The organism is Streptomyces sp. CA2R106 (assembly GCF_037034245.1).
Lineage (GTDB): Bacteria > Actinomycetota > Actinomycetes > Streptomycetales > Streptomycetaceae > Actinacidiphila.
In genome coordinates, this window is record NZ_JBAGKC010000048.1 from 1 (window position 1) to 19,792 (window position 19,792).

General features: G+C 75.7%; 2 protein-coding genes. Both read left to right on the forward strand.

Translation table 11 applies throughout. From position 1 onward, the window contains the following. Positions 1 to 6: 6 nt before the first annotated feature. Entirely contained in the window at positions 7 to 4,587 is a 4,581-nt protein-coding gene (locus WA788_RS34065) for an SDR family NAD(P)-dependent oxidoreductase (protein ID WP_335984211.1), read from the forward strand. A 139-nt stretch (positions 4,588 to 4,726) separates the two neighbouring features. Then, the gene (locus WA788_RS34070) at positions 4,727 to 19,705 is read left to right on the forward strand and encodes an SDR family NAD(P)-dependent oxidoreductase (RefSeq protein ID WP_443034137.1); all 14,979 of its coding nucleotides are present in this window, start codon (positions 4,727 to 4,729) and stop codon (positions 19,703 to 19,705) included. Positions 19,706 to 19,792: the final 87 nt, after the last annotated feature.

Consider the following 19,792-nt stretch of genomic DNA (forward strand, 5'->3'; position numbering starts at 1 on the left):
CTGTCTCTGGAGGACGGTGCCCGTGTGGTGGCGTTGCGGTCGCAGTCGCTGAAGGTGTTGGCGGGTGCGGGCGGGATGTTGTCGGTCAGTAGGTCTGCGGGCGAGGTTGAGGAGCGGTTGGTCCGGTTCGGGGACACTGTCGCGCTGGCGGCGGTCAATGGGCCTTCGGCGGTGGTGGTGTCGGGTGAGCCCGCGGCGTTGGAGGAGTTGAAGGCGGAGTTCGAGGCCGAAGGCACTCGGGCGCGGATGGTGGCGGTGGATTACGCGTCCCATTCGGCGCAGGTGGACCGCCTGGAGGACGAGATCACGTCCGTCCTGGCCGGGATCAACCCCCGTCGGGGCCGGGTTCCGATGGTGTCGGCGATGACCGGGGAGACCCTGACCGGCGAGGAGTTGGATGCCGGTTACTGGTTCCGCAGTCTCCGTGCGACGGTTCATTTCGACCGTGCGGTGCGGACGTTGGCGGGTCGCGGCCACCAGCTCTTCGTCGAGGTCACCCCGCACCCCGTCCTCATGGGTGCCATGAACGACACCCTGGAGGATGTGGCCCAGGAGGCCGGGCACGGCGCTGAACCTGCCGCCGTCTGCCCGACGTTGCGCCGCGACCACGGCGGCACCGAACGCCTGCTGACCTCGCTCGCCGAAGCCTTCGTCCGCGGCGCGGACGTCGACTGGCGTGCCGTCCTGCCCGCCGGGCAGCAGGTCGAGCTGCCGACGTACGCCTTCCAGCACGAGCGCTTCTGGCCGAAGCAGACCGCGGCCGCCTTCGGCGGGGACGCGGTGTCGCTCGGCCTGGGCGCGGTGGGCCACCCGCTGCTCGGCGCGGCCGTCGAACTGGCCGGTGGCGCAGGGGTGGTGTGCACGGGCCGGTTCTCGGTGCGGACGCACCCGTGGCTGGCCGACCACGCCGTCGGCGGGGCCGTGCTGCTGCCGGGTACGGGCTTCGTGGAGTTGGCGGTGCGCGCCGGTGACCAGGTGGGCTGCGGGGTGCTGGAGGAGCTGACGCTCCAGGCGCCGCTGGTGCTGCCGGCCGATGGCGGGGTGCAGGTGCAGGTGGTGCTCGCCGAGGCGGACGCCGAGGGCCGCCGGACGGTCGAGGTGTTCTCCCGCCCCGACGCCTCCGACGGGCCGCAGGTGTGGACGCAGCACGCCGCCGGTGTGCTCGCCCCCGCCGCGGGCGGAGCGGCGGCCGAGGCGGACTTCGCGGTGTGGCCGCCGCGGGATGCCGCCGAGATCGACGTCTCCGGCCTCTACCAGGCCGCGGGCGAGAACGCCTACGGCTACGGCCCGGTCTTCCAGGGCCTGCGGGCCGCGTGGCGCCGCGGTGCGGACGTCTTCGCCGAAGTGGCGCTGCCGGAGGACGCCGCGGCCGACGCTGCCGCCTTCGCCCTCCACCCGGCGCTCCTGGACGGGGCGTTGCACGCCGCCGCCCTGGTCGAGGGCACGGACCGGAACGAACCGGGCGAGGTGCGGCTGCCGTTCGCCTGGACGGGCGTCGAACTGCACGCAGCCGGCGCCTCGGTGCTGCGCGCCCGGCTGCGCCGCGACGCGCAGGGCGCACTGGTCGTGACCGCCGCGGACCCGGCGGGCCAGCCGGTGGTGTCCGTCGCGTCGCTCATCACCCGCCCGGTGCCGGCCGCGCAACTGCGCTCCGCGGACGCGGGGACGGCCGACGCGCTGTTCGGGGTCGAGTGGGCCGAGGCCGCCCCGGGCGCGGCCGTCACCGGCGCGTGGGCGCTGGTGGGCACCGACCGCTTCGGCGTGGCCGAGGCACTGGCCGCAGCCGGCACACCGGTCCGCCGCTTCCCCGGCATCGGCGAACTGGCCGCCGCCGCGGAGGCAGGGGACATCGCGCCCGCCGTCGTCCTGTCCTGCGCCGGGGGCGACGCGCAGGACACGGACCCGGCCCGGGCTGCGGCCCGCGCGACCGGGGAGACGCTGGGGCTGGTCCAGCAGTGGCTGGCCGAACGGCGCTTGGACGACGCCCGGTTGGTGCTCCTCACCCGCGGCGGCGTGGCCGTCGCGGCCGGTGAGGGCGTCGCCGACCTGCCGGCGGCCACCCTTTCCGGGCTGGTGCGGTCGGCACAGTCGGAGAACCCGGACCGGCTGGTCCTCGTCGACCTGCCGACCGGCGGCTCCGCCGCGTACGCCGCCTTGCTGCCGACGGCACTGGGTGGCGAGGAGTCCGAGCTGGCGGTCCGGGACGGCAAGGTGTACGGGCGGCGGCTGACGCGTCCTTCGGGGGCGCTGGTGGTGCCGGAGGGGCCGTGGCGGCTGGAGCCGGACGCGGGCGGTTCGCTCGCGGGCCTGTCGGCCGTTTCCGCCCCGGAGGTCTCGGAGGCACCGGCGGCCGGGCAGGTGCGGGTCGCGGTGGGCGCCGCGGGGCTGAACTTCCGCGACGTGCTGATCGCGCTGGGGATGTACCCCGGCGGCGGCATGATGGGCAGCGAGATCGCCGGCACGGTCCTCGACACCGGCGACGGCGTCGGCCGGCTGGTCCCGGGCGACCGGGTCATGGGCCTCGCCGAGGGTGCCTTCGGGCCCACGGCCGTCACCGACGCCCGCCACCTGGTGCGCATCCCCGACGGCTGGTCCTTCGCCGAAGCGGCCACCGTCCCCAGCGCCTTCCTGACGGCCTGGTACGCGCTGGTGGAGTTGGCCGACGCGAAGTCGGGGCAGCGGGTGCTGGTGCACGCGGCCGCTGGTGGTGTGGGTATGGCGGCGGTGCAACTGGCGCGGTATCTCGGCCTTGAGGTGTTCGCTACGGCGAGTCCGGCGAAGTGGCCGGTGCTGGCGGGGATGGGCATCGACGAGGCGCACCGGGCGTCGTCGCGTGATGCCGGGTTCGAGGCGGCGTTCCTGGCGGCCACGGACGGGGCCGGTGTGGACATCGTGGTGAACTCGCTGGCCGGTGAACTCACCGACGCGTCACTGCGGTTGCTGCCGCGCGGTGGCAGCTTCGTGGAGATGGGACGCACCGACGTCCGCGACGCCGACAAGGTGGCCGCGGAGCAGCCCGGCGTCCGCTACCGGGCCTTCCAACTCGCCGAGGCCGGCCCCGACGCGCTGGCCGCGATGCTCGAAGGAGTCATGGAGCTGCTGGCCGCGGGCGAGTTGCGGCCGCTGCCGCTGCGGGCCTGGGACGTACGCAGGGCACCGGACGCCTTCCGCCACATGCAGCACGCCCGGCACACCGGGAAGATCGTCCTGACCCTGCCCGCGGGAGCCGCCGTGGCCCCGCGGGTCACCCCGGCCCCTGCCCGTACGGCGCTGGTCACCGGCGGCACCGGCACGTTGGGCGGCCTGGTCGCACACCACCTGGCCACCACCGGCCGGGCGGACGCGCTGCTGCTGACCAGCCGTTCGGGCCCCGCCGCCAAGGGAGCGGCGGCGCTGGCCGCGCAACTCGCCGAATCCGGCGCCGCGGTGGACGTGGTGGCCTGCGACGCCGCCGAGCGCGGAGAGCTGGCCGCCGTGGTCGCCGGCATCCCGGCCCACGCCCCGCTGCGGACCGTGGTCCACACCGCCGGACTCCTCGACGACGCCACGGTGGCGTCGCTGACCCCGGAGCGCCTCACCACGGTGCTGCGGCCGAAGGCGGACGGCGCCTGGAACCTGCACACGCTGACCCGGGGACTCGACCTGGACCACTTCGTGCTCTTCTCCTCCGCCGCGGCCGCCTTCTCCAGCCCCGGCCAGGGCAACTACGTGGCCGCCAACGCCTTCCTCGACGCCCTCGCCGCCGAGCGCCGCGCCGCCGGACTGCCCGGCACCTCACTGGCCTGGGGCATGTGGGCCGACGCGAGCGCACTGACCGGGCGGCTCAGCGCGTCCGAACGCAAGCGCATCCAGCGCGGCGGCGTCACCGCGCTCACCGCCGGCGAGGGACTGGCGCTGCTGGACCTGGCCCTGGCCAGGGACGAGGCGCTGCTGATGCCGGCCAAGCTCGACCTGGCCGGGCTGCGGGCCCAGACCGCCGGCGGCACCCAGGTCCCGCCGCTGTTCCGGGCCCTGGTCTCGGCGGGCACCGGCCGGCGCAGCGCCGCCGGAGCCGGCACGGGCGGCGGCAGCGCCGACGCGCTGCGCCAGCAGCTGGCCGGACTGACGCAGGCGGAGCGCACCCGGCTGCTGGCCGACCTGGTCCGCACCCACGTCGCGGCCGTCCTCGGGCACACCTCCACGGAGACGGTCGAGGCGGGCCGCGCCTTCACCGACCTCGGCTTCGACTCGCTGACCGCCGTCGAACTGCGCAACCGGCTCACCACGGCCACCGGCCAGCGGCTGCCCGCCACCCTGGTCTTCGACTACCCCAACACCGTGGAACTCGCCGCCTTCCTGCTGGAGAAGTTGGCGCCGGAGCTTGTTGAACAGAGCGCGCCGGACGCCGCGGAGGAGAAACTGCGCACGGCGCTCGCGACCGTTCCGCTGTCCAGGTTCCGCGAGGCCGGGCTGATGGACGCGCTGATGCGGCTCGCCGGTGTCCGCGACGACGCCCTGCTCGGTGACGAGGAGGAGCCGAGCGGCGACATCGACGCGCTGGACGCCGACAGCCTGATCCGCCTCGCCCTGGAGGGGGACGCGGAGTGAGGGCGCGCGGAGTGCGGGCGCGGACGACGCCGGAGAGGACACCGCGGACGGCGCCGCGAAGGACATGGGTGATGTGCGATGCGTGGAGGCAGCGATGACCGGACAGGCTGACAAGCTCCTGGAAGCGCTGCGTGCCTCCGTGAAGGAGACCGAGCGGCTGCGGCAGCAGAACCGCCGGCTCGTCTCGGCGGCGTCGGAACCGCTGGCGATCGTCGGCATGAGCTGCCGTTACCCGGGCGGGGTCAGCACGCCCGAGGACCTGTGGCGGCTGCTGTCCGCCGGCGGGGACGCCATCTCCGGCTTCCCCACCGACCGGGGCTGGAACGCCGACAGCGTCCACGACCCCGACCCGGACCACCCGGACGCCTCGCCCGTGGCCGAGGGCGGCTTCCTCCAGGACGTCGGCGGCTTCGACGCCGACTTCTTCGGGATCAGCCCGCGCGAGGCGCTCGCGATGGACCCGCAGCAGCGGCTGCTGCTGGAGACGTCCTGGGAGGCGCTGGAGCGCGCCGGGGTGTCGCCCACCTCGCTCCGCGGCTCCCAGACCGGCGTGTTCGTCGGCGTCGCCTCCTCCGACTACCACGCCAACCCGGCCCTGCACACCGACGACCTGTACTGGCACCTGATGACCGGTGGCGCGGTCAGCGTGATGTCGGGGCGCATCTCCTACCTGCTCGGGTTGCAGGGGCCCGCGGTGTCGGTGGACACCGCCTGCTCGTCGTCCCTCGTCGCGCTGCACCTGGCGGCGCAGGCCCTGCGGTCGGGGGAGTGCTCGCTGGCGCTCGCCGGCGGCGCCACCGTCATGGCGTCCCCCGTCGGGCTCATCGGCTTCTCCCGCCAGAGCGGCCTGGCCGCGGACGGCCGGTGCAAGGCGTTCTCCGCCGACGCGGACGGCATGGGCATGGGCGAGGGCGCCGGCATGCTCGTCCTGGAGCGGCTGTCGGACGCCCGGCGCAACGGCCACAAGGTCCTCGCGGTGGTGCGCGGTTCGGCGGTCAACCAGGACGGCGCGTCCAACGGGCTCACCGCCCCCAACGGCCCCTCGCAGCAGCGCGTCATCCGCGCGGCGCTGGCCGGCGCCCACCTGACCACCGCGGACGTGGACGCGGTGGAGGCGCACGGCACGGGTACGACGCTGGGCGACCCGATCGAGGCGCAGGCGCTGCTGGCGACCTACGGCCAGGACCGTCCCGAGGGCCGTCCGATGTGGCTGGGGTCGGTGAAGTCCAACATCGGCCACGCCCAGCAGGCCGCCGGTGTCGCCGGTGTCATCAAGATGGTGCTGGCACTTCAGCACGAGCAGCTCCCGCAGACCCTCCACGCCGACGAGCCCTCCCCGCACGTGGACTGGAGCGCCGGGGACGTCCGGCTGCTGACGGAACCGGTGCCGTGGCCCGGCGGGGAACGCGTACGGCGGGCCGGCGTGTCCTCCTTCGGCCTGAGCGGCACCAACGCCCACGTGGTGCTGGAGGAGGCCCCGGCGCAGACCGAGGAAGCGGACACCGACGCCGCCCCGGCCGCCCCGCGGGTCGTCTCCGGTGCGCGGGCGTGGGTCGTCAGCGCCCGTTCTGCGGCGGGGTTGGCCGCGCAGGCGGAGCGGTTGCGGGAGTGGGTCGACGGGCGTCCGGGTCTCGAACCGGCGGATGTGGCGTGGTCGTTGGCGGCGAGCCGGTCGGTGTTCGAGCACCGGGCGGTGGTGGTCGGTGGTGACCGGGCCGGGTTGGTGGCGGGTCTGGCGAGTGTGGGGTCCGGTACGCCGTCGGGTGCGGTGGTGGCGGGGGTGGGGCGTGCGGAGGTACGTCCGGTGTTCGCGTTCGCGGGTCAGGGTTCGCAGTGGGTGGGGATGGGGCGTGAGCTGGCGTCGGTGTCGCCGGTGTTCGCGGCGCGCCTTGCGGAGTGTGCGGCGGCGTTGGCGCCGTATGTGGAGTGGTCGCTCGATGAGGTGTTGGCGGGGGCTGAGGGTGCTCCGGTGTTGGAGGCGGCTGATGTGGTGCAGCCGGCGTTGTGGGCGGTGATGGTGTCTTTGGCGGCGGTGTGGGAGGCGGCCGGGGTTGCTCCTGAGGCGGTGGTGGGGCATTCGCAGGGTGAGATCGCGGCGGCGACGGTGGCGGGGATGTTGTCGTTGGAGGACGGTGCGCGGGTGGTGGCGTTGCGGTCGCAGTCGCTGAAGGTGTTGGCGGGTGCGGGTGGGATGTTGTCGGTGAGCAGGTCTGCCGAACAGGTTGAGGAGCGGTTGGTCCGGTTCGGGGAGAGCGTGGCGTTGGCGGCGGTGAACGGTCCGTCTGCGGTGGTGGTGTCGGGTGAGCCCGCAGCTCTGGAGGAGTTGAAGGCGGAGTTCGAGGACGAGGGTGTCCGGGCGCGGATGGTGGCGGTGGATTACGCCTCGCATTCGGCGCAGGTGGACCGCCTGGAGGCGGAGATCACGTCCGTCCTGGCGGGCATCAACCCTCGTCGGGGCCGGGTCCCCATGGTGTCGGCGATGACCGGCGAGACCCTGACCGGTGAGGAATTGGATGCCGGCTACTGGTTCCGGAGTCTCCGCGCGACGGTCCACTTCGACCGTGCGGTGCGGACGCTGGCCGGCCGCGGCCACCAGCTGTTCGTCGAGGTCACCCCGCACCCGGTCCTGATGGGTGCCATGAACGACACCCTGGAGGACGTGGCCCAGGAGGCCGGGCACGGCGCTGAACCCGCGGCCGTCTGCCCGACGTTGCGCCGCGACCACGGCGGCACCGAACGCCTGCTGACCTCGCTCGCCGAGGCGTTCACGGCCGGCGCCCCCGTGGACTGGACGTCCGTCCTGCCCGCCGGTGACCTGGTAGAGCTGCCGACGTACGCCTTCCAGCACGAGTGGTTCTGGCCGAAGGCGACCGGGGCCGCCCCCAGCGGTGACCCGGCGGCCCTCGGACTCAGGGCGGTGGACCATCCGCTGCTGGGCGCGGCCGTCGAACTGGCCGGCGGGACGGGCACGGTGTGCACCGGCCGCCTGTCGGTGCGCACCCATCCGTGGCTGGCCGATCACGCCGTCGGCGGCGTGGTGCTGCTGCCCGGCACGGCCTACGTCGAACTGGCGGTCCGCGCCGGCGACCAGGTCGGCTGCGGCCTGCTGGAGGAACTCACCCTCCAGACGCCGCTGACGCTCCCCGCCGACGGTGGCGCCGTCCAGATCCAGGTGGTGCTGGCCGGCGCCGGCACGGACGACCGCCGCACCGTCGAGGTGTTCTCCCGCCCCGACACGCCGGACCTGACGCAGGTGTGGACCCGGCACGCGAGCGGCCTGCTCGCGCCCGCCGCGCAACCCGCGGCGGCCGACGCGGACTTCGCCGTCTGGCCGCCCCGCGGGGCCGCGGCCGTCGACGTCTCCGGTCTCTACCAGGCCGCGAACGAGGGCCCGTACGGCTACGGTCCGGCGTTCCAGGGCCTGCGCGCGGCGTGGCGGCGAGGCGAGGACGTCTTCGCCGAGGTGGCGCTCCCCGAGGAAGTGGCGCAGGACGCGGCCGCCTTCGGCCTGCACCCCGCCCTGCTCGACGCCGTCCTGCACGCCGCGTTCCTGACGGGCGGCAGCAACGAGGGCGCCGCCGACGAGGTGCGGCTGCCGTTCGCCTGGACCGGCGTCGAACTGCACGCCTCCGGCGCCTCGGTGCTCCGCGCCCGCCTGCGCCGCGACGCCGACGGCACCCTGACCGTGCGCACCGCCGACCCGGAGGGCCGCCCGGTGCTCTCCGTGGCCTCCCTCGTCACCCGCCCGATGGCCGCGGACCACCTCGGCTCCGCCGGTGCCGCCGTGGCCGACGCACTGTTCAGCGTCGCCTGGACGCCGATCACCAGCGGCGAGGCAACGGCCGGTGAGACAGCGGCCGGCGGGTGGGTCCTGCTCGGCGCCGACCGGCACGGCGCCGCCGAGGCGTTGGCGCGGTCCGGCACGGCGGTGCGGACCTTCCCCGACCTGGACGAACTGGCCGCCGCCGCGGAGACCGGGGACATCGCGCCCGCCGTCGTCCTGTCCTGCGCCGGGGGCGACGCGCAGGACACGGACCCGGCCCGGGCCGCGGCCGGTGCGACCGGGGAGACGCTGGGGCTGGTCCAGCAGTGGCTGGCCGAGGAACGGCTCGGCGACGCCCGGCTGGTGCTCCTCACCCGCGGGGCCACCGCGGTCTCCGCCGGTGAGGGCGTCGCCGACCTGCCGGCCGCCGCCGTCTCCGGGCTGGTGCGCTCGGCGCAGTCGGAGAACCCGGACGCCCGGCTGCTGCTGGTCGACCTCCCGGCCACCCGCACCGCCGAGCAGGCCGCCGTACTCCCGCAGGCCGTCGCCGCCGGGGAGCCCGAAGTGGCGGTCCGGGACGGCAAGGTGTATGGGCGCCGGCTGACGCGTCCTTCGGGTGCGCTGGTGGTGCCGGAGGGTCCGTGGCGGCTGGAGCCGGACGCGGGCGGTTCGCTCGCGGGCCTGTCGGCCGTTTCCGCCCCGGAGGTCTCGGAGGCACCGGCGGCGGGGCAGGTGCGGGTCGCGGTGGGCGCCGCGGGGCTGAACTTCCGCGATGTGCTGATCGCGCTGGGGATGTATCCCGGCGGCGGCGTGATGGGCAGCGAGATCGCCGGCACCGTGGTGGAGGTCGGTGAAGGCGTCGACCGCCTCGCCCCCGGTGACCGGGTGATGGGCGTCGCGCAGGGCGGCTTCGGGCCGTCCCTCGTCACCGACGCCCGCCAGCTGGTCCGCGTCCCCGACGCGTGGACCCTCGCCGAGGCGGCGTCGGTGCCGACCGCGTTCCTGACGGCCTGGTACGCGCTGGTGGAGTTGGCCGACGCGAAGTCGGGGCAGCGGGTGCTGGTGCACGCGGCCGCCGGCGGTGTGGGCATGGCGGCGGTGCAACTGGCGCGGTACCTGGGCCTTGAGGTGTTCGCCACGGCGAGTCCGGCGAAGTGGCCGGTGCTGGCGGAGATGGGCATCGACGAGGCGCACCGGGCGTCGTCGCGTGACGCCGGGTTCGAGGCGGCGTTCCTGGCGGCCACCGACGGGGCCGGTGTGGACATCGTGGTGAACTCGCTGGCCGGTGAACTCACCGACGCCTCGCTGCGGTTGCTGCCGCGCGGTGGCAGCTTCGTGGAGATGGGACGCACCGACGTCCGCGATGCCGACAAGGTGGCCGGGGAACTGCCGGGCGTCCGCTACCGGGCGTTCGACCTCGGGGAGGCGGGACCCGTCGCGCTGGGTGCCATGCTCGAAGGGATCGTGGAGCTGCTGGCCGCGGGCGAGTTGCGGCCGCTGCCGCTGCGGGCGTGGGACGTACGCAGGGCACCGGACGCGTTCCGCCACATGCAGCACGCCCGGCACACCGGGAAGATCGTCCTGACCCTGCCCGCGCTCCTGTCCGCGCACCTCTCCGCGGCTCGGCCCCCGCAACCAGCCCCGCGCGCCGCCCGTACGGCGCTGGTCACCGGCGGCACCGGCACGTTGGGCGGCCTGGTCGCACACCACCTGGCTGCCACCGGCCGGGCGGACGCGCTGCTGCTGACCAGCCGTTCGGGCCCAGCCGCCAAGGGAGCGGCGGCGCTGGCCGCGCAACTCGCCGAATCCGGCGCCGCGGTGGACGTCGTGGCCTGCGACGTCGCCGACCGTGAGGCGACCGCCGCCGTCCTGGCCGGCCGCCCGCTACGGACCGTGGTCCACACCTCCGGCGTGCTGGACGACGGCACCGTGGCGTCGCTGACCCCGGACCGCCTCACCACGGTGCTGCGGCCGAAGGCGGACGGTGCCTGGAACCTCCACGAGCTCACCCGGGAACTCGCCCCTGGCCTTGAGGACTTCGTGCTGTTCTCGTCCTCGGCGGCGGCGTTCGGGGTGCCCGGGCAGGGCAACTACGTGGCCGCGAACGCCTTCCTCGACGCGCTCGCCGCCGAGCGCCGCGCCGCCGGACTGCCCGGCATCGCGCTGGGCTGGGGCCTGTGGGCCGACGCGAGCGGCCTCACCGGGCAGCTGACGGACGCCGACCGGTCCCGCATGTCCCGCAACGGCGCCCTCGCGCTGACCGCGCAGGAAGGCATGGCGCTGCTGGACCTCGGCCTGGTCGCCGACGAGGCGGCGCTGGTGCCGTCCCGGCTCGACCTGGCGGGACTGCGCGCCCAGGCAGCCCGGAGCGCGGAGATCCCGCCGCTGTGGCGGGCGCTGGTCGGCGCCGGACGGCGGACCGCCGCCGGTGCCGGCGGCGGCAGTGCCGACGCGCTGCACCAGCAACTGGCCGGCCTCCCGGAGCAGGACCGGACACGGCTGCTGACCGGCCTGGTCCGCACCCATGTCGCGGCCGTCCTCGGGCACGCCTCGGCGGAGGCGGTCGATCCCGGCCGCGCCTTCACCGACCTCGGCTTCGACTCGCTCACCGCCGTCGAACTGCGCAACCGCCTCACCACGGCGACCGGGCTGCGGCTGCCCGCCACCCTCGTCTTCGACTACCCCAACCCGCTCGCACTCGCCGGCCACCTGCGGTCCCGCATCATCGGCGACGGCGACGGGCAGGCCGCGGCGCCGCCCCAACTCCCCACCGCCCAGGCCGCTTCCGGCGACCCGCTCGCCATCGTCGGCCTCGCCTGCCGCTTCCCCGGCGACGCCAACGACCCCGACGCGTTCTGGCGGCTGCTCGCCGACGGGAAGGACGCCGTCGCCCGCTTCCCCGAGGACCGCGGCTGGGACATCGACGGCCTCTACGACCCGGACCCCGACAGCGTGGGCACCTCCTACGCGACCGACGGCGGCTTCGTCGCGGACGCCGGCGGCTTCGACGCCGACTTCTTCGGGATCAGCCCGCGCGAGGCGCTGGCCATGGACCCGCAGCAGCGGCAGATCCTGGAGGCATCCTGGGAGGCGCTGGAGCGGGCCGGCATCGACCCGTCGTCGCTGCGCGGCAGCCAGACCGGCGTCTTTGTCGGCGGCTTCGCCTCGGCCTACGGCATCGGCCTGGCCGCCGCGGGCGACGGCAGCGAGGGCAACGCCACCACCGGCTTCGCCACCAGCGTCCTGTCCGGCCGGATCTCCTACGCGCTCGGCCTGGAGGGCCCCGCGGTGACGGTGGACACGGCCTGCTCGTCGTCCCTCGTCGCGCTGCACCTCGCCGCCCAGGCGGTCCGGGCCGGGGAGTGCTCCCTGGCCCTCGCGGGCGGCACCACGATCATCTCCACCCCGGACGGCATCATCGGGTTCAGCCAGCAGCGCGGCCTGGCCGTGGACGGCCGGTGCAAGGCGTTCGGCGCCGGCGCCGACGGCATGGGCTTCGCCGAGGGCACGGGCATGCTCGTGGTCGAACGGCTCTCGGACGCGCGGCGCAAGGGCCACAAGGTCCTTGCGGTGCTGCGGGGTTCTGCGGTCAACCAGGACGGCGCGTCCAACGGCCTCACGGCGCCCAACGGCCCTTCGCAGCAGCGCGTGATCCGGGCGGCGCTCGCCAACTCCGGCCTGAGCACGGCCGATGTGGACGTGGTGGAGGCGCACGGCACCGGTACGACGCTGGGTGACCCGATCGAGGCGCAGGCGCTGCTGGCCACCTACGGCCAGGACCGTCCCGAGGGGCGGCCGCTGCTGCTGGGTTCGGTGAAGTCCAACATCGGCCACACGCAGGCCGCCGCCGGTGTCGCCGGCGTGATCAAGATGGTGCTGGCGTTGCAGCACAATGCGCTGCCCCGCACCCTGCACGCCGACGAGCCCTCCCCGCACGTGGACTGGAGCGCCGGGGAGGTCCGGCTGCTGACGGAACCGGTGCCGTGGCCCGGCGGGGAGCGCGTACGGCGGGCCGGGGTGTCCTCCTTCGGCCTGAGCGGCACCAACGCCCACGTCATCCTGGAGGAGGCCCCGGCGCCGGAGCCCGAGGAGGCCGAGGCGGCCGCTTCGGAGCCCGACGGCATGGCGGGCGGGCTGCCGGTGCTGTCGGGCGACCGTGCTGGTGCGTGGCTGGTGTCGGGCCGTTCGGCGGCGGGACTGGCCGCGCAGGCGGAGCGGCTGGGGGAGTGGGTCTCGGCCCGCCCCGACCTGCAACCCGTTGACGTGGCGTGGTCGTTGGCGGCGACGCGTTCGGCTTTCGAGCACCGGGCGGTGGTGGTGGGTGGTGATCGGGCCGCGTTGGTGGGCGGGTTGGAGAGTTTGGCGGCGGGTGTGCCGTCGGGTGCGGTGGTGTCGGGTACGGCGCGTGCCGTGGGGCGTCCGGTGTTCGCGTTCGCGGGTCAGGGTTCGCAGTGGGTGGGGATGGGGCGTGAGCTGGCGTCGGTGTCGCCGGTGTTCGCGGCTCGTCTTGCGGAGTGTGCGGCGGCGTTGGCGCCGTATGTGGAGTGGTCGCTGCATGACGTGTTGGCGGGTGCGGAAGGCGCCCCGGCGCTTGAGGCGGCTGATGTGGTGCAGCCGGCGTTGTGGGCCGTCATGGTGTCCTTGGCCGCAGTCTGGGAAGCCGCCGGAGTGTCGCCCGAGGCTGTCGTGGGTCACTCGCAGGGTGAGATCGCCGCCGCCACGGTCGCCGGGATGCTGTCGCTGGAGGACGGTGCCCGTGTGGTGGCGTTGCGGTCGCAGTCGCTGAAGGTGTTGGCGGGTGCGGGCGGGATGCTGTCGGTCAGCAGGTCTGCCGAACAGGTCGAGGAGCGGTTGGGCCGGTTCGGGGACACCGTGGCGTTGGCGGCGGTCAACGGTCCGTCGGCGGTGGTGGTGTCGGGTGAGCCGGGTGCGTTGGAGGAGTTGAAGGCGGAGTTCGAGGCCGAGGGCACTCGGGCCCGGATGGTGGCGGTGGATTACGCCTCCCACTCGGCGCAGGTGGACCGCCTGGAGGACGAGATCACGTCCGTTCTGGCGGGGATCAGTCCGCGTCGCGGCCGGGTTCCGATGGTGTCGGCGATGACCGGCGAGACCCTGATCGGCGAGGAGTTGGACGCCGGTTACTGGTTCCGCAGCCTCCGCGCGACGGTCCACTTCGACCGTGCGGTGCGGACGTTGGCCGGCCGCGGCCACCAGCTCTTCGTAGAGGTCACCCCGCACCCCGTCCTCATGGGTGCGATGAACGACACCCTGGAAGAGGTCGCGCGGGAAGCGGGCCCGGGTGCCGAACCCGCCGCCGTCTGCCCGACGTTGCGCCGCGACGACGGCGGCGCGGAGCGCCTGCTCGCCTCGCTCGCCGAGGCGTATGTCCACGGCGCGCCGGTCGAGTGGCGCGCTGTCCTGCCCGCCGGTGACCTGGTAGAGCTGCCGACGTACGCCTTCCAGCACGAGTGGTTCTGGCCGAAGCCGGCCGGCGCCGCCCCCAGCGGTGACCCGGCGGCCCTCGGCCTCGGGGCGGTGGGCCACCCGCTGCTGGGCGCGGCCGTCGAACTCGCGGGCGGCGCGGGGCTGGTGTGCACCGGCCGCCTGTCGGTGCGGACCCATCCCTGGCTGGCGGACCACGCCGTGGGCGGAGTGGTGCTGCTGCCCGGCACGGGCTTCGTGGAGTTGGCCGTGCGCGCCGGTGACCAGGTCGGCTGCGGGGTGCTGGAGGAGCTGACGCTTCAGACGCCGCTCGTCCTGCCCGCCGACGGCACGGCAGTCCGGCTCCAAGTGGTGCTCGCCGAGGCGGACACCGAGGGCCGCCGGACCGTCGAGGTGTTCTCCCGCCCCGACAACGCCGACCCCGCCGCCACCGCCGACTCCGCGCAGAGCTGGACGCAGCACGCGAGCGGCCTGCTCGCGCCCGCCGCCGAACTCGCCGATGCCGACGAGGACTTCGCGGTATGGCCGCCTGCCGGGGCCGCGGCCGTGGACGTCTCCGGACTGTACGAGGCCGCGAACGAGGGCCCGTACGGCTACGGCCCGGCGTTCCAGGGCCTGCGGGCGGCGTGGCGGCGCGGTGAGGACGTCTTCGCCGAGGTGGCGCTCCCCGAGGAAGCGGCGCAGGACGCGGCCGCCTTCGGCCTGCACCCCGCGCTGCTCGACGCGGTCCTGCACGCCGGGGTCCTGCTCGGCGCGGACGCTCCGGCCGAACCCGGGCCGGTGCGGCTGCCGTTCGCCTGGACGGGCGTCGAACTGCACGCCTCGGGCGCCTCGGTGCTGCGGGCCCGGCTGCGCCGCGACCCTGACGGCGTACTGTCCCTCACCGCCGCGGACCCGACGGGGCAGCCCGTGGTCTCCGTCGCGTCGCTCATCACCCGCCCGGTGGCCGACGGCCACCTCGCCGCCCCCGACAGCGCCGCGCTGGACGCCCTGTTCACCGTGGAGTGGGTCCGGCTGGCCGGGGCGCGGCCCCCGGCCGGGGAGTGGGCGCTGCTCGGCGCCGACCGCTTCGGTGCCGCCGAGGCGCTCGGCAGCGCGGGGACGGCGCCGCGGAGCTTCGCTACGCCTGGCGATGTCGCCGCCGCGGTGGCGGGCGGGGAGTACCGGCCCGCTGTCGTCGTGGCCTGTGCCGGGGCCGAGGACGACGGCAGCAGCGACCCGGCGGCGGCCGCGACCCGCGCCACGGGCGGGACGCTGCGCCTGTTGCAGGAGTGGCTGGCCGAGGAGCACCTGAACGACACCCGCCTGGTGCTGCTGACCCGCGGCGGGGCCGCCGTCACGGCCGCCGAGGGCGTACCGGACCTGCCGGCCGCCGCGCTCGCCGGTCTGGCGCGGTCCGCGCAGGCCGAGCACCCGGACCGGCTGGTCCTCGTGGACCTCCCGGCCCAGGGCACCGCGGAGCAGATCTCCCTGCTGCCGGAGGCCCTGGGCAGCGGAGAGCCAGACCTGGCGATCCGCGGCGGCGCTGTCCACGGGCGGCGGCTGACCCGTCCATCCCGCGCCACGACGGCAGTTGAACGCCCCGCGGACCGCGCCGCCGAGCCGGCCGCGGGCCTGCCGCGGCCGGAGGAGTTCGGTGCCCGCTGCGCACTGGTCACCGGCGGGACGGGCACGCTCGGCGGGCTGGTGGCGCGCCACCTGGCGGCGACGGGCCGGGCCGACCACCTGGTGCTGACCAGCCGTTCGGGTCCCGGCGCCGCCGGTGCGGCCGAACTGGCCGCGGATATCGCCGGGTCGGGCGCGGCCGTCGAGGTGGTGGCGTGCGACACCGCCGACCGCGGCGACCTGGCCGCCGTGCTCGCCGCGGTGCCGGCGCGGGCCGGCTTGCGGACCGTGGTGCACACCGCCGGGGTGCTGGACGACGGCACGCTGGCCTCGCTGACCCCCGAGCGGGTGGCGGGCGTGATGCGCCCCAAGGCCGGCGGTGCCTGGAACCTCCACGAGCTCACCCGGGAACTCGCCCCCGGCCTCGAGGACTTCGTGCTGTTCTCGTCCTCGGCGGCGGCGTTCGGGGTGCCCGGGCAGGGCAACTACGTGGCCGCCAACGCCTTCCTCGACGCCCTCGCCGCCGACCGCAGGGCCGCCGGGCTGCCCGGCACGTCGCTGGCCTGGGGCCTGTGGGCGGACACCAGCGGCCTCACCGGGCAGTTGACGGACGCCGACCGCTCCCGCATGTCCCGCGGCGGCGCGGTCGGGCTCAGCGCCCGGGAGGCCCTCGGCCTGCTGGACCACTGCCTGAACCGGGACGAGGCGCTGCTCGTGCCGTCCCGCCTGGACCTGGCGGCCCTGCGCGCCCAAGCCGCCACCGCCGCCGAGGTGCCGCCGCTGTGGCGGGCGCTGGTCACCGCGGGCACCGGACGCCGCAGCGCCGCCGGAGCCGGCGACAGCGGCGCGGACCCGCTCCAGCGGCAACTGGCCGCGCTGCCCGCCGCCGAACGCGACGAACTGCTGCTGAATTTGGTGCGGGCCCATGTCGCCGCGGTCCTGGGACACGCCTCGGCGGAGGCGGTCGAGCCGGGCCGCGCCTTCACCGACCTCGGCTTCGACTCGCTCACCGCCGTCCAGTTGCGCAACCGGCTGAGCAGCGCGACCGGTCTGCGGCTGCCCGCCACGCTCGTCTTCGACTACCCCACCCCGGCCGCACTCGCCGGCCACCTCCGCGGCCGCCTCGCCGACTCCGACACCGCCGGCGCCGCGGCCCCCGGCCCGAGCATCGCGACCGCCCCCGCCCCGGCGCAGGCCGCGCCGCAGGACGACCCGATCGCCATCGTCGGCATGAGCTGCCGCTTCCCCGGCGGCATGGCGAGCCCCGAGGACCTGTGGCGCACCCTCGCCGAAGGCGCCGACGCGATCTCGGAGTTCCCCACCGACCGCGGCTGGGACCTGGCGGGGCTGTACGACCCGGACGCCGCGCACAGCGGCACCTCCTACACCAGGGCCGGCGGGTTCGTGCAGGACGCCAGCGCCTTCGACGCCGGCTTCTTCGAGATCAGCCCGCGCGAGGCGCTGGCCATGGACCCGCAGCAGCGGCTGCTGCTGGAACTGTCCTGGGAGGCGTTCGAACGGTCCGGCATCGACCCGTCCACGCTGCGCTCCAGCCCCACCGGCACCTTCGTCGGCGGCTACACCTCCGGCTACGAGATGAGCGTGCTCGCCCACGGCGACAGCGAGTCCGAGGGGCACCTGATGACGGGGATCGCCACCAGCATCCTGTCGGGCCGCCTCGCCTACAGCTTCGGGCTGGAGGGCCCGGCCGTCACCGTGGACACCGCCTGCTCGTCGGCGCTGGTGGCGCTGCACCTGGCCGCGCAGTCGCTGCGGGCGGGGGAGTGCTCGCTCGCCCTGGCCGGCGGGGTGACGGTCATGGCCACCCCCGGCACCTTCGTGGAGTTCTCCCGGCAGCGCGGTCTGGCCGCCGACGGCCGCTGCAAGGCGTTCGCCGCGGCGGCCGACGGCACCGGCTTCGCCGAAGGCGCCGGGATGCTCGTGGTCGAGCGGCTGTCGGACGCCCGCCGCAACGGGCACCCGGTCCTGGCGGTGCTGCGCGGCTCGGCCATCAACCAGGACGGCGCCTCCAACGGCCTGACCGCCCCCAACGGCCCCGCCCAGCAGCGCGTCATCCGCGCCGCGCTGGCCAACGCGGCCCTCACGCCCGCCGACGTCGACGCGGTGGAGGCCCACGGCACCGGCACCAAGCTGGGCGACCCCATCGAGGCGCAGGCGCTGCTGGCCACCTACGGCCAGGACCGCCCCGAGGACCGGCCGCTGTGGCTGGGCTCGGTCAAGTCCAACATCGGCCACACCCAGGCCGCCGCCGGTGTCGCCGGGGTCATCAAGATGGTGCTGGCGCTGCGGCACGAGCAGTTGCCCCGCACCCTGCACGTGGACGCGCCGTCCCCGCACGTGGACTGGGCCTCCGGTGAGGTGCGGCTGCTCACCGACCCCGTGCCGTGGCGCGCCGCGGACCGGCCCCGCCGCGCGGGCGTCTCCTCGTTCGGGATCAGCGGCACCAACGCCCACGTCATCCTCGAAGAGGCCCCCGTGCCGCCCGCCGGGGCTCCCGCGGGGCCGGCGCGCGCTGCCGCGCCGGACCGCCCGGCCGGCCCCGGGCCGCTGCCGGCCCTGCCGTTGCCGCTGTCCGCCCGCACCCCCGAGGCGCTGCGGGCCCAGGCGGCCCGGCTGCGCGAGTTCCTGCTCGCCCACCCCGAGGCGGACGCCCTGGACGTCGCGTTCTCGCTGGCCACCACCCGCACCGCCTTCGACCACCGCGCGGTGGTGCAGGGCGCGGACCGGGACGCGCTGCTGGCGGGCCTCGCGGTGGCCGCCGCCGGGGTGCAGACCAGGGACGTGGCGACCGGCTGCGCCACGGCGGGCCGCAAGGCGCTGTTCGTCTTCCCCGGCGACACCGCGGGCACCGGCGACACCGCGGGCACCGGCGGCGGCGCGGACCTCGCCGGCGCCCTGCGGTTCGACGCCGCGGCGGCGCTGCTGGACCGGTCGCCGGTCTTCGCCGACCGGATCGCCGACTGCGAGCGGGCGTTGGCGCCGTATGTCGACTGGAAGGCGGCCGAGGTGCTGCGGGCCGGCGACGACAGCCCCGCGCTCGGCGATCCGCAGGTCCGCCGTCCCCTGCTGTGGGCGGTGCTGGTGTCGCTCGCCGCGCTGTGGCGCTCCGCCGGTGTGCACCCGGCCGCGGTCGCCGGGCACGGTGTCGGCGAGATCGCCGCCGCCCAGGTGGCCGGCGTGCTGACCGCTGAGGAGGCGGCGGAACTGGCCGCGCGGCCCGGTGACCGCGCCGCCGCGGTGCGCCCGCGGGCCGGGACGGTGCCGCTGTTCTCCACCCGCGCCATGGACTGGGTGGACGGCGCGGCCCTGGACGGCGGGCACTGGCTGCCCGACGCGCGGGAGGAACCCGCCCTTCCCGCGGACGCGTTGGCCCAGGCGCTGGTGGCAGCGGGGTACGGCGCGTACGTCGAGGTCGGCCCCGACCCGCAGGTGACCGCCGCCCTGGCGCAGGCCGCGGCGGCCGCGGAGCGCGGCGCGGGCGACCGCGAGGGCGCCCCCGTCGTCACCGCGACCCTGCACGGCGCGGGGAGCGGGCTGCGGACGTTCACCTCGGCGCTGGCCGCGCTGTACGTGCGGGGCGTCAGCGTGGACTGGGCGGCGGTGCTGGGCGGCGGACGCCGGGTCGACCTGCCCACGTACGCCTTCCAGCGGCAGCGGTACTGGCCGCAGCCTCCGGCCGCCCCGGCTGCTCCCGCGCCGTCCGCCGCCGGTGCGGCCTCGCCCGGCGAGCAGCGGTTCTGGGCCGCGCTGGCCGAGCAGGACATGGCCGCGCTGACCGAACTGCTCGGCGCGGGCGAGCCGTTGCGGGCGGACATGCCGCTCGGCGCGGTGCTGGAGCGGCTGGCCGCCTGGCGCCGCGAGAGCGCCGCGGACGCCCCCGCCGGGCCCGCCGCCGGGCCTTCCGGCAGTCCCGCCGGCACTCCCGCGGACGGCGGCGACGGCGCCGGGGAGCAGGGCACGTCCGACGGCGGCGCGCACTGGCGGCAGCGCCTGGCCGAGGTCACTCCGGCGGAGCGCCAGGAACTGCTGAGCGAGCTGGTCCGGCAGGAGATCGCGGTGCTGCTCGGATACGACACCTGCGACGCCGTACCGCAGTACGCCGATGTCTTCGAACTCGGTATGACCTCCATGTCGGCCGTTCAACTGCGGGAAAGGATGAACGAGCTGACTGGACTTACACTCCCGGAGGGCTTCGTCTATGACCTCTATATGCCGGAAGCCATCGCGGAGTTCCTGCTCGGTGAGCTTGCGGCCGCCCTTCGGGAAGGCACTCCCGAAGACCGGTGAGAGGTTCCCGGACATCCGGGAGAAACCGACGTCCGACCGGTTCTCGCTCCTCGGTGCGGCATGCCGTGGTGCGGGACGCAGGCAAGC